The sequence below is a fragment of the Kordia sp. genome (genome assembly GCF_022447245.1).
In the GTDB taxonomy this organism is placed as follows: domain Bacteria; phylum Bacteroidota; class Bacteroidia; order Flavobacteriales; family Flavobacteriaceae; genus Kordia.
Genome location: NZ_JAKVBC010000019.1, coordinates 20,060 through 32,547, shown reverse-complemented (window position 1 = coordinate 32,547; position 12,488 = coordinate 20,060). Strand labels below are relative to the sequence as shown.

The following is a 12,488-nucleotide window of genomic DNA, read 5'->3' as shown; positions in this document are numbered from 1 at the left end:
AAAAGTAGTCTTAACTCATTCCTTCTTTTCTTTACTTTAATTAATGTAGAGTTTTGTTTTTGTAGATGAAAACCAGACTCTTATGAAAAAGCTTTACTATTGTTTCTTTTTATTGCTAATAAGCACACAAGTATTTGCTCAAAGTACACCCAAAGTTACTGTAGCTAATGAACACGATTTAAAACTTACCGACTTAAATGTGCATGTTGAAATTGTCGGGAATTTAGCTGTGACGACCTATGACATGAAGTTTTATAATGGATTGGATAGAACGCTGGAAGGGGAATTGGTGTTTCCGTTAGGAGAAGGACAAGCTGTTTCGGGTTTTGCTATGGAAGTGAATGGTAAAATGCGCGATGCAGTTATTGTTGAAAGTGAATTGGGGCGTGTAGCTTACGAAGCTACGATTCGTAGAAAAATAGATCCTGCATTGTTAGAAAAGACAGAAGGGAATAATTACCGAGCTCGCATATATCCTATATTTTCTAAAAAACACAAACATATTATTTTAAAATTTGAACAAGAGTTACGAACAATAAATGGTGAACAAAGTTATGAATTGCCACTAGGAATTTCTGAAAAGTTAGATGTGTTTTCAATAACGATGAATGTTTTTACGAAGCAGTTGCCTAAAGTTATAAAAACAAAGTATGATGATTTTTTCTTTGAAAAAAACGGAGATGCATTTGTGGCGAAAACCACTAAGAAAAATCATGCACCTAAAACTCCTGTTGTGATTCAAATTTCAAACAAAACTAATCAAGAACATTTGGCAACATACAACGGATATTTTCATTTTCACAAAGTATTACAACCAAAAACACGTTTAAAAAAGAAACCAAAAAAGATAACAATTCTTTGGGATGCATCATATTCTATGCGCTTTAAAGATGTAGCAAACGAAGTAAAATTAGTAGCATCATATTTGGATTATGTACAAGACGTAACTGTGAATTTTATCACATTCAACAATCAAATTCAAACTCAAAAAGAATTTATAATAAAAGAGGGAAATACAGACGATTTACTTGCTGAAATACAGAACGTGCAATATGATGGAGGAACAAAACTAAATATATTTGAAGACCTAAAAATTAAAGCTGATGAAATATTATTGTTTTCAGACGGATTGGGGAATTTGGGAGATTTAGCTATGAAGCGGAAAATTCAAGTGTATGCCATCAACTCATTAGTATCTGCAAATCATCAAAGTCTCATTGATCTTACTACAAAATCTGGAGGAAATTATTTGAACTTAGTTCGAATGGAATATACAAAAGCGGCACAACTATTAAAAAGAGAAACGTATCAATTTTTAGGAATAACACACAATGAACAGGTGAGTGAAATATATCCGAAACGTCGTGTCAATGTATATCAAGATTTTTCAATCAGTGGTAAATTTTCAAAAAACACTGACATTGAACTCTTATTTGGCTATGGAGGTGAAGTGACACAAAAAGTTCCTGTAACTTTAGAAGCTTCTGAAGGAACTACTGCTGTAAAACGCTTATGGGCAAAACAAAAACTGAAACATTTGTATCAAAACGAATTAGAAAATAAAGGCGAAATTATTGCACTGGCAACCCGATACAGTTTGATTACAAATTATACGTCTATGATTATTTTAGATCGTATCGAAGATTATGTACACTTCAAAATTAAGCCACCAAAGGAGCTATTAGCAGCTTATAAAGAGTATTTAGCAAACATGTCATCTGATGAAGAGTTTGTGGACGATGGACTAGCGGAAAGAAAAGAAGAATTGCGAGAAGCATACGAGGATTTGATAGATTGGTATGAGGAAGAGAAGGTTGTAGATGTGCAAAATACAACTACAGAAATAGTAACTCCTGTAACGACACAAGCAACTGCACAAAATCAAACCGTAACGCAAACAGAAAGCACAACGCAAAGACAAACTGAATCTATAACGACGCAAGCAGAAGATACAACGCAAAGACACAATGAACCTGTATCACAAACGGACGAGACTGCGGAACATCAAACAAAAAATACAATACAGACTACGGAAATGTCTTCAGCTAATATAAATGGTTCAGGTGAATTGTTTACAGTTTCAGGAGTTGTTATAGATGATGAAGGAATGCCACTCCCGGGTGCTAATGTATTAGTAAAAGGGACAAGTAGAGGAGCTACAACTGATTTTGATGGTAACTTTCGCTTGAAAGCAAAAAAAGGACAGCTTCTCGTAATTTCTTATGTCGGTTACATGACAAATGAAGTGCAAATCAATTCATCAACCGTAAAATCAAAATTGAAATTTCGTGAAGCACTTGAAGCAGTAACGGTAGTTGGCTATGGTGGTTCTGTGTCTAGTGCTAAAGTTGCTTCTGCGGTTTCTACAGGGCAATCATCTGTGCTTAGAGGTAGTGCATCAGGTGTTATTATTTCAGGAGGTGTACATCAAAGTTGGGAAACTATTGAAATGTTTCTTCGAAGTCAAAATTCACTCAGTAAAAACAATCGTCCCATATATGTTATTGATGGAGAAATGTCAAACTTTTATGCGCTCAAAAAGTTAAAGAGAGAGGAAATCCAACAATTGAGCGTGTTAAAAAATCAGCAAGCAATTGCCATTTATGGGCAGGAAGGTCGTGGTGGTGTTGTGTATGTAATTACGAAGCAAGGACTCAAAGACAACTTGGAAGCCATACAAGCATTTACTGAAAAAATGAATTCCAGTATACAATTAAAATCATGGAATTCAGATATTCCATATATAAGAGAACTAGATAAAGAAACAACGCTCTTAGGAGCACACAAAAAGTATATAGAAATACGTGATGCGTATGCAAATACACCTTCCTTTTATTTAGATATTGCCGATTTTTTCTATATGAGAAATGCTCCTGATATTGCATTGACTATTACTACCAATTTACTAGAAATGAACCTAAATAATTATGAATTGTTAAAAGCTGCAGGCTACAGGTTTGAACAGTTAAAGCAATATGAATTAGCGGTATTGGTATATGAAAAAGTGTTAGCATTGCGACCAGAAGAACCACAATCGTATCGTGATTTGGCATTGGCGTATGAATATGTGGGTGAGATTCAAAAAAGCTATGATTTACTAAGTAATTTGTATGATGGCGAGTTATTGCATAAAGATGAAAATGGAAGATTTACAGGTATCGAACATGTAGCATTTGTAGAGTTAACCCGTTTGGTAAATACACATAAGAAACAACTAAAAATAAAGAAGAAAAAACGAAAATCGTTTAAAGAAATGCCTGTAGATGTGCGTATTGTGATCGATTGGAATCATAACGATACAGATATTGATTTGTGGGTTTTTGATCCTAAAGGCGAGAAGGCTTCATACAAAAATCCATTTACCAAAATTGGCGGAAGAATGTCTGAAGATTTAACAGACGGTTATGGACCAGAAGAATTCATGCTGAAAAATGCTGTCAAAGGAGAGTATAAAATATTTGTAGATCATTTTGCAGACAGTATGCAAAAAGTATCCGGACCTACCATTTTGAAAGTTGCATTGTATACAAATTATGGAAAGGAAAACGAAGAGAAAAAGACCATCATTGTTCGCTTAGAGAAAACAAAAGGCAATTTGGAAGTTGGAAGCTTGTTTTTTGAATAATAATTTCTGTAAAACTATTTTATAGTTTGAATCTGACGAATAAGTTTTAACAAATGTGGAATGATCAATTCTTTATGTTTCCAAGCAATCTCATGTCCTTTTTTAGGAATGGAAATGATCTCAATATTTTGAAAGTTGTCTTTTGAGAAATGAATGTTCTCATACGGAACAATGTCGTCAACATCTCCATGGAAATACAATACAGGAATGGTGATTTTTTTCCAGTCATTTGCAATAGAGGCAAGTTCTTTAGCATGAACAATCTTTTCGTCACCAGCAGCACGATATACAGTAGGAACTAACAGCGTGTGAGTTTCCATTATGTGAATCGAGATGCCCAAATGTCTTTTTCATTGTTGGGATCGATGGCAGGAGAAATCATGACAATAACTTTAACGTTATTATTTAAAAAACCAATTCTTGCGGCTAATGGACCTCCGTAAGATACACCTATAACAATAACATTTGTAAGTTTCTTTTCATTAATAAGTGCGCTCATGAGTTGTGCTTGTGTTTCAATAGACGTCATTTCATCTCCAAAATTTGAATAGCCATACCTTGGACGATCGATGGCATGCATATTTGCACTTTCTCGAAGTGAAGAATCTACCAAATATCCTTCCCAAGCAGACAATGAACTTGGAGAACCGTGAAAGAAAACCAAATTGATACTGTGTTTTTAAGAAACAACAGATTGTACTCTAACATTCACGCCCAAACTGTCTACTTTATAGTAAGAAATCTCAGTGACAATATTTTTTTCATTGAATGTTTGTTGAATTTCAGCGTCGGTTTTTCGTCATTGTAAAACTGTGTAAGAAGAACTGCTTATACAAAAGAAGATAAAGCTCAGAAATAGAAAGTAGTTTTTCATAATGTGAATTTACTAAATACTACGAATTAGTCGTAGGGAATCATTAGAACATAAATATCAAGTTCATTAATATTTCAATAAGAGAAACTAAATGATTCTATTTTTTACGGTATTTTTGTACTCTGAATGCAATTTTTAAGCGAAAATATCCCTATTCAAGAAGTCAAACTCGATTTTGAAACTGATGTACAATTGTTCATCAAGCGTGAAGATTTGATTCATCCGTTTGTTTCTGGGAATAAGTTTCGAAAACTGAAGTACAATCTATCAGAAGCCAAATCTCAAGAACAAGAAACATTACTTACATTTGGTGGTGCTTTTTCCAATCATATAGCTGCCGTTGCTGCTGCAGGAAAACTGCATGGATTTCACACCATTGGAATCATCCGAGGAGAAGAGTTGGAGAGTAAAATTGACAGCAATCCAACTCTACGATTTGCTGTAGAAAATGGCATGCAACTTGTATTTATCACACGAACAACATATCGAGAAAAAACTTCCGAAACCGTCATTACACAATTAAAAGAGAAGTTTGGGGATTTTTATACCATACCTGAAGGCGGAACCAATGATTTGGCGGTGAAAGGTTGTGCGGAAATCATCACGGAAACTGAAACAGATTTCGATATTGTTTGCTGTGCTGTTGGAACAGGAGGAACAATTGCAGGATTGAGTCACGGTGTACATTCGCATCAACAGGTGCTCGGGTTTCCAGCATTAAAAGGAGATTTTTTACAGAAAGAAATCGCGAAGTATACTCACAAAAATAATTGGCAATTGATTACAGAGTATCATTTTGGTGGTTATGGGAAAGTATCTGATGAATTAATTGCGTTTATCAATTATTTCAAACAACAAACAAACATTCCGCTAGATCCAATTTATACAGGAAAAATGTTATTTGGAATTATAGATTTGATTAAAAATGGGCATTTTGCCAAACAAAAGCGTATTTTAGCAATTCATACTGGAGGATTGCAAGGAATTGAAGGAATGAACCAGAAACTACAAAGAAAAGGACAAAAAACGATCGTATAGCGCATGAAGAAACAACTTATATATTTATTGCTAGGTGTATTCATATTTTCAAGTTGTGGTACACAAAATCGTGTTTCAAAAACAAAAGAACGTACGAAGAAAACAACAAAGGTTGTAAAAACTACGAAACCTAAAGAAGAACCTGTTGAGGTTGTGGAAACTACTCCAAAAGAAGAAGTTAAAACGCCAAAAACAAGCAATAAAAGTATCACTGAAATTTATATTGATACTTACAGCGACGTAGCAAAACGAGAAATGGAATTACATGGAATTCCTGCGAGTATTACGTTGGCGCAAGGAATTTTAGAATCTGGATCAGGAAAAGGGAAGTTGACTATGCGTTCTAACAACCACTTTGGAATTAAATGTCATAAAGGTTGGAAAGGACAACGTGTATATCACGATGATGATGAAGATCAAGAGTGTTTTAGAAAATATGCAAATCCAGCCTATTCATTTACAGATCATTCTTTGTTCTTGACTGGAAGATCACGTTATGCAGGATTATTTAAACTTCCTAAAGACGATTATAAAGGTTGGGCGAGAGGTTTAAAAAAAGCAGGATATGCTACCGATCGGAAGTATCCAAATAAATTAATTGCATTGATTGAGCGTTATGAGTTATACAAATATGATGCTGAGGTTTTAGGAAAGAAACCAGAAGATGCTAAAAAAGTAACAACACATAACGATCGTTACACAGTTACAAAAGGAGATACATTGTATAGTATAGCCAAAAAACATAAAATTACAGTTGATACATTAAAATCTTTGAACGGACTTGAAAGTAATGAAATTTTTGTGGGACAAGTGCTGTTTGTAAAACCACTTCTGAAAGATTTTTAGTCATTAAAAAATATAAATTAACACAATGGAATATAAACGTAGTAGCACACTATTTGCAGAGGCACAAAAAGTGATTCCTGGTGGTGTAAATTCACCAGTTCGTGCGTTTAAAGCAGTTGGAGGAACACCAATTTTTGTAAAAGAAGCCAAAGGTGCGTACATCATTGATGAAGATGATAAGCAATATATAGAATACATTAACTCGTGGGGACCAATGATTTTAGGTCATGCACACAAACCCGTGATTGAAGCTGTTGTAGAGAAAGCCAAGAAAGGAACTTCTTTTGGAATGCCTACAGAGATTGAAACAAAGATCGCAGAATTAGCAGTTTCCATGGTGCCAAATATTGATATGATCCGTTTTGTAAACAGCGGAACGGAAGCTTGTATGAGTGCAGTTCGTTTGGCAAGAGGATATACAGGAAAAGATAAGATGATTAAGTTTGCAGGTTGCTATCACGGACACAGCGATGCATTTTTGATCCAAGCAGGAAGTGGAGCTGTTACTTTTGGAAGTCCCAACAGTCCTGGAGTGACTCAAGGAACTGCAAAAGATACGTTGCTAGCACGTTACAATGATTTGGAAAATGTAAAAGAAATCATTGAACAAAATGAAGGTGAGATAGCTTGTATTATTTTAGAGCCTGTAGCTGGAAATATGGGGTGTATTCCACCAGTGAAAGGATTTTTAGAAGGATTACGTGCCTTGTGTGATGAACATAATATTTTGCTAGTTTATGATGAAGTCATGACAGGTTTTAGATTGGCAAAAGGTGGCGTGCAAGAGTTATATGGTGTGGATGCTGATATCGTATGTTTTGGAAAAGTGATTGGTGGCGGATTGCCAGTAGGTGCTTTTGCGTCTAGTAAAGAAATTATGAGTCACCTAGCACCATTAGGTCCCGTATATCAAGCAGGAACGTTAAGCGGAAATCCATTAGCGATGGCGGCTGGATTGGCAATGTTGGAAGAGTTAAATCAAAGAGATGAAATCTTTACCAGTCTACAAGAGAAAACTGCATACTTACATGAAGGCATTGAAAAAGTATTAACGGCAGCAGGCATTACGCATCAAATCAATAGAGTTGGTTCTATGATTTCTGTTCATTTTTGTGAAGAGCCCGTAACTGATTTTGCATCTTCTGCAAAAGGAAACAACGATTCATTTAAGAAGTTTTTTCACGGATTGTTAAATAGAGGAATTTACATTGCACCGTCGGCTTTTGAATCTTGGTTTTTATCAGATGCCTTATCGTATGAAGATTTAGATAAAACTATTCAAGCTATTGAAGAGGTTGCAAAAGAATTGTAGTGTTTACACGTCATACTGAACTTGATTCAATATCACAATAATTAATACACTTGAAAAACTAGATAAAAACTCGGCAATTTGCCGAGTTTTTTTATGATACATAGAAATAGTAATTACTTAATGACACTGATTATCTTTCCTGATACATTTCCTAAGTTATGAGATAGTAAAGCAAGTAGTATACTTCCCGTTTTTATAGTTACCCAAGCCCAAATCATTCCCATAATTGTTGTTTGGAAAAAAGGTTGACTTTTAAAAATCAGTTCAAAATTCTGATTTAAGAAAAGCCCGTGAGCCATTCCAAATAATAAAGCAGTAATCAACATGGCAATGGAATTCGGTTTCAAAATTTTCACTAAAAGTCCTAGCATTATGCCACGAAAGGCAATTTCTTCATTAATTCCCGGCATTGTAAACTGATATAGTATCGTCTCAGTATGCCATTCACTAGTAGGAGTGTTAAATTTAAAGTTTAAAATTGTTGAAACTAGGAATACTACTAAGATCGCTATGATTCCGCTTTTTAAGCTCTTTTTGTGTTGTTTAAAGGTTAAAAAGTAATCTTTCAAATGGAATTTTCTATATACTAAGAGAAAGATGATAGCGCCCAAAATTGCAAGTATTTTTCCAGTCCAATTCCATCTTCCATTTATGATTCTTAATTCATCAAATTCAATAGGTAAATACAATAAGACACCATTTGCCATGAAAAATATTGAAAAAGCTAGTAATATTTTTAAATTTTCTAGCGATCTATTTTTCAATGTCAATAGTATGATGGGAAGTACAATTACCAAGTGAATTATATGTTCTAAAATTACTCTTGTCATATTAGAATAAGCATAAAAAAACTCAGCAATTTGCCGAGTTTTATGTTTTTATTGAGAGAGATTATTGAGCTCTTCCTTTGGCTAATTTCTTCTTGCGTTCTTTTTCTTTTACAAAACGAGCTTTGAATTGTTGTTGTTGCTCTGGATGTAATAACGCGCTGATATCTTTTCTTGCTTTATCTAATGCAGCAGCATTTTCAACACGATTATTTTTTTCGTATGCTAAGTAAATAGCATATACTTGTTGTACTTGTGCATCAGAAAGTTCAACTGCTTTTGATAATTCTAGGGTTTTCGTTTTCGCTTTCGCTTCAGGACTTTCCTGAGCTGTAGCTGCCTGCATTCCTAGAAATAATACACATACAAACGTGAATAGTGTAATATATTTTTTCATAACTTGTTGGTTGGTGTTAGCTAAATAATAGCTCAATAATACTAAAATTGTGAAGAAATAACAAAAAAAGAGAAGTCTTTTAACTTCTCTTTTCTGAATCACTATTCTTGTTTCTTACGCTTTCCTTTTCTTTTTTTCTTTCCTTTTGCTTTTCGTGCCTGCATTTTCTCCCATCGTAAGTACTGTTCATCCGAGAGAATCTGTTTCATACTTTTCTTATGAGCAATTTTAGCATCTAAGTGTTCGTTCATCATTTTGTAGCGTTCTTCTTGTGTAGGTTTTTCGACTTTTTCTTTCTTAGCCTTATACGCTTCCATTTTTGCTTTACGCTCGGTAGCAACTTTTGTTTGTAAAGCTAATACTTGCGTTTGTTGACTATCTGATAAATCTAATGCGAGTGTAAGTTTTTTAGTGTGTAACGTAGCAATTTCTTTTGGAGTAAGATTTTGCATGAATTCTTTTGTCATTTCCCTTCTTTCTTTTCTGTCTGTACGATCAGATCCTTCTTGTGCAACTACATTCAGGGAAAATAGTATTGCCAATGCATAAATGATATTTTTCATGAGTTTTGTTTTTTATTATAGTTGCTTCTAGGACTTTTGCTTTTGCGAAAGGTTTAATGACTTTTTTTATTTTGTGAATTGTTTAACAGTCTTTAGTGAGTTGTTAATGATGTGTTTTGAGTGAATTGGATATTATGAGCTTTTTTTTGTGAGGAATTTAGAATACTACTTTTTATAAATACGAATCGTTCCTGAAATATTGCTAAAGCCATTAAAACCACCCATTTCAAGTTTTCCTATTTCTAGCAATCCGTTATTAGTATTCACAATATAAGTGCCTTTTAAGTTTTTGGTAAAGACACTATCTTCATCATCACTTTTCAGTTCGCTAGAAACTTTAATATGTGCCAAACTATCATTTTGGATTTCTAAGAACGTGTATTTGGAATTGATTCTTGTAAATATCAAATCAACCGCAGGCCGAGAACCTGTCCATGAATCACCTGTTTTTTGAATTCCTGTTGGTAATTCCATAAAGAAATTATTAATATCAAACACCGTTTCTTGATGATGTCCGCTTTTATACTCAAGATTCTTTAGTATTTTTCCTTGTGAATTTATGGTAAATACAAAAGGGTTATTGATAAAACGATCTTTGTAATATTGGTTGGTTTCTTGTTCAAGTTCTCCGCCATCATCTTTCCATTTCATATCTTGAATTGCGGCTTCCATTTGCAAACTATCATTGGCAGATTATATTAGTTTAAAATCCACCAATTGTGTAATTGTTAATGCTTTCGAACTCAATACAAACTCATACGAATATGTTTTGTTAGGAGTCATTGTATATGAAAGAGCTGTTTCTTGGATTTGATTTCCTTTGCAGCTAAAAAGGAGAATACTTAGTAATAAGAGAGTTGTTTTTTTCATGATTTCAAGATATGCTTTTTTTAATTGTTTTAACTGTTAAAATTGGTTGGGGAGTTGTTGTTTCTTTATCAAAGTAGGTAATAATTCAATAGAAGTGCTGAGTTATTTTATAAGCGTTAGATTTTAACAAAATAAATAGAGGAATTTTGGATTTTTATCCAAAACAGAAATAGTGAAAAAGAAGAATTAGAATAAAAAAAACACCATCTTAAAATGTAAAAAGATGGTGTTTTGTAACTATAAAATTAATGTTTCTAGCAAACAGATTTTTCTATAAATGCGTTTGTTTTTCTACAGCATTTTTTATGGAAATTCCATTTATGATAACATCCGTTAATACGTGTGTTCCATTTTGAAGATGAACTATGGCATATACATCTTGTTGTTTGTTACGCCTATTATTATTTCGGTATAATTTTTCTGCATCATACGCTTTGTTTTCGTCCATATAATACGTGTCAAAAGGCAAATCAAAATATATAATGCCTTTATTAGTATAATTAGTAGTTTCTACTTCTACATAATCAAATTCACTATCTGATAATTTCGTTTTTGAAAGTGTTTCTAATACCGCATATCCATTTTTATCTTTTGAAAAATAGGCAAATGCTTTATCGTTATAATTCCAAACCTCATCATCAGTAATAAAGCGATCAATTTCAAAGTTTAATGTGATGTATTTTCCACGAAATGGATCACTTGGATCTACTGGAGCCGTTTTAAATTTATAAATAGTTCCTCTAGCAATGGTCTGTTCATACTTGTAAACAATTTGTGCAGAAGCAAAAATTTGTGCTACTACCATCAATCCAAAAAGTAAGTATATATGTATTTTTTTCATGGTTGTATTTTTTTAGCGTTTTGTTTTTTGAACATGATATAATTGGCAACAAAGAATCCTATGCCAAGTAAAAGGAAAATAATTCCACGTAGAGCAAAACTGATGTCTGTATCATAAAAACGGAATGTAATCACGGCAGCAATAATTAGCAAGCCATAGTTCAACAATCCAAAATGCAATTTATCAGTACCAATTTTAATCGTAACAAGTCCTAAAATAAGGAGCAAGATATTGACAAATATAGGAGCTAGCATCGGATTCGTTTGACCAATTAAAAAGATAGCGCCAAAGATGAGAAAAGTGTATTGAAACAAATGACTTCCTCGTAGTTTTTGTTGTTTGTTGTTGAGGTAAAGAAGGATACATGCAGAAATAAATAAAATAGCAATGCTGATAAATTCTGAAAAGAAAATTAGATTATGGTTAATATTGAACCTCCATGGATCTTTAAAACTCATTATGAGTAATATAATTACAGTTCCTAACGAACCAAAAAAGGAGTAACTATTTTGTAGTAATGATTTGTCTTTAAAATATGGAAGTTGTCCAATATTATAAAAAACACCAAATAATAAGATGTAAAGTAAAGAACCAATCTCAAAATTACTTTCAATACAAGTAGGAAGAGAGATGATCAAACTTAGTGGAAACATCCAATGTAGCATATATAATGAAGCTGATGGTATTTTTGATTTTAGCATTTCTATATAACGCGGAATACTTACAGCTAATAGAATAAAGTATATTTGCGGAAAGGTTGTGCCTCTGAATGTAAAATTAACTTCAACAGCAAAATAGGTGCAAAAAACAAGATGTAAAATAATAGCTGCTTTAGATTTGGTAACATAAAGCAGAGGTGTGCACAACACTACCCAAGCAAGTAAATATGATTCTATATCACCTGAAACATGATATACTTGACTTACAATGGCAATACAAGCGCCAACGGCAAAGAATAAACATGCAGTAGCAGCTTCTTTCCATACCATACTTTTTCCTTTTACAATACCATATCCCAAAATAAATTGCCCAATAAGCATAGGAGCAAAAGCAAGTGCTAGTTTGATGGATTTTGGGAAATCATCCCAGTTATGTGCCATGATTAAGATAATACCTAATCCTACTAACGTTGCACCTAAAATTCCGAAAACAATGAACAATCTGTTCGGGTTGGATTCGGAAGTAGTTTCGTAATAATTATTGATGTTTTGAGCAATCTCTTCCGTAATAATGCCGTTTTCGACCAATTCGGGCAAGGCTCTTTTTATTTTTGAACTCATGATTTTTAATTTTAG

At 33.4% G+C, this 12,488-nt stretch carries 13 protein-coding genes; 4 read left to right on the top strand and 9 right to left on the bottom strand.

The window, feature by feature from the left end:
* The first annotated feature begins 82 nt into the window (after positions 1–82).
* Complete coding sequence (locus MK119_RS13720) at positions 83–3,625, top strand: VIT domain-containing protein (RefSeq protein WP_290679816.1); 3,543 nt, start codon at positions 83–85, stop codon at positions 3,623–3,625.
* Positions 3,626–3,639: 14 nt separating this feature from the next.
* On the opposite strand, the gene MK119_RS13715 is transcribed toward MK119_RS13720, so the two are convergent.
* Both MK119_RS13715 and MK119_RS13710 read right to left on the bottom strand, forming a co-directional pair.
* The gene (locus MK119_RS13715; RefSeq protein ID WP_290679814.1) at positions 3,640–3,945 is read right to left on the bottom strand and encodes an alpha/beta hydrolase; all 306 of its coding nucleotides are present in this window, start codon (positions 3,943–3,945) and stop codon (positions 3,640–3,642) included.
* Positions 3,945–4,289 carry an alpha/beta hydrolase gene (locus MK119_RS13710; protein ID WP_290679812.1) on the bottom strand — a complete coding sequence of 115 codons (345 nt, stop codon included), beginning with the start codon at positions 4,287–4,289 and terminating at the stop codon, positions 3,945–3,947. Before MK119_RS13710 ends, MK119_RS13715 begins: the two co-directional genes overlap by 1 nt.
* A 336-nt stretch (positions 4,290–4,625) precedes the next feature.
* Between MK119_RS13710 and MK119_RS13705 the strand changes: the two genes are divergently transcribed.
* From MK119_RS13705 to hemL, 3 genes are read left to right on the top strand one after another with little or no spacing between them, the layout of a single operon-like run.
* Positions 4,626–5,537 carry a pyridoxal-phosphate dependent enzyme gene (locus tag MK119_RS13705; protein WP_290679810.1) on the top strand — a complete coding sequence of 304 codons (912 nt, stop codon included), beginning with the start codon at positions 4,626–4,628 and terminating at the stop codon, positions 5,535–5,537.
* 3 nt (positions 5,538–5,540) lie between these two features.
* Complete coding sequence (locus MK119_RS13700) at positions 5,541–6,383, top strand: glucosaminidase domain-containing protein (RefSeq protein ID WP_290679808.1); 843 nt, start codon at positions 5,541–5,543, stop codon at positions 6,381–6,383.
* Positions 6,384–6,408: 25 nt separating this feature from the next.
* Complete coding sequence (hemL, locus tag MK119_RS13695) at positions 6,409–7,695, top strand: glutamate-1-semialdehyde 2,1-aminomutase (protein WP_290679806.1); 1,287 nt, start codon at positions 6,409–6,411, stop codon at positions 7,693–7,695.
* 113 nt (positions 7,696–7,808) lie between these two features.
* On the opposite strand, the gene MK119_RS13690 is transcribed toward hemL, so the two are convergent.
* The 7 genes from MK119_RS13690 to MK119_RS13660 form a co-directional block, all read right to left on the bottom strand.
* A complete protein-coding gene (locus tag MK119_RS13690) occupies positions 7,809–8,525 on the bottom strand; it encodes a CPBP family intramembrane glutamic endopeptidase (RefSeq protein WP_290679804.1) in 717 nt (238 codons plus the stop codon).
* Between the two features lie 61 nt (positions 8,526–8,586).
* On the bottom strand, positions 8,587–8,919 hold the full coding sequence (locus tag MK119_RS13685; protein ID WP_290679802.1) for a Spy/CpxP family protein refolding chaperone: 333 nt from the start codon (positions 8,917–8,919) through the stop codon (positions 8,587–8,589).
* 101 nt (positions 8,920–9,020) lie between these two features.
* Complete coding sequence (locus MK119_RS13680; RefSeq protein WP_290679800.1) at positions 9,021–9,482, bottom strand: hypothetical protein; 462 nt, start codon at positions 9,480–9,482, stop codon at positions 9,021–9,023.
* A 165-nt stretch (positions 9,483–9,647) separates the two neighbouring features.
* Complete coding sequence (locus tag MK119_RS13675) at positions 9,648–10,154, bottom strand: hypothetical protein (protein ID WP_290679798.1); 507 nt, start codon at positions 10,152–10,154, stop codon at positions 9,648–9,650.
* 21 nt (positions 10,155–10,175) lie between these two features.
* Positions 10,176–10,352 carry a hypothetical protein gene (locus tag MK119_RS13670; RefSeq protein ID WP_290679796.1) on the bottom strand — a complete coding sequence of 59 codons (177 nt, stop codon included), beginning with the start codon at positions 10,350–10,352 and terminating at the stop codon, positions 10,176–10,178.
* 271 nt (positions 10,353–10,623) lie between these two features.
* Positions 10,624–11,193, bottom strand: a complete 570-nt coding sequence (locus tag MK119_RS13665; RefSeq protein ID WP_290679794.1) for a GDYXXLXY domain-containing protein — start codon at positions 11,191–11,193, stop codon at positions 10,624–10,626.
* A complete protein-coding gene (locus MK119_RS13660) occupies positions 11,190–12,473 on the bottom strand; it encodes a DUF2157 domain-containing protein (RefSeq protein WP_290679792.1) in 1,284 nt (427 codons plus the stop codon). The genes MK119_RS13665 and MK119_RS13660 overlap by 4 nt, the downstream gene beginning before the upstream one ends.
* Positions 12,474–12,488: the final 15 nt, after the last annotated feature.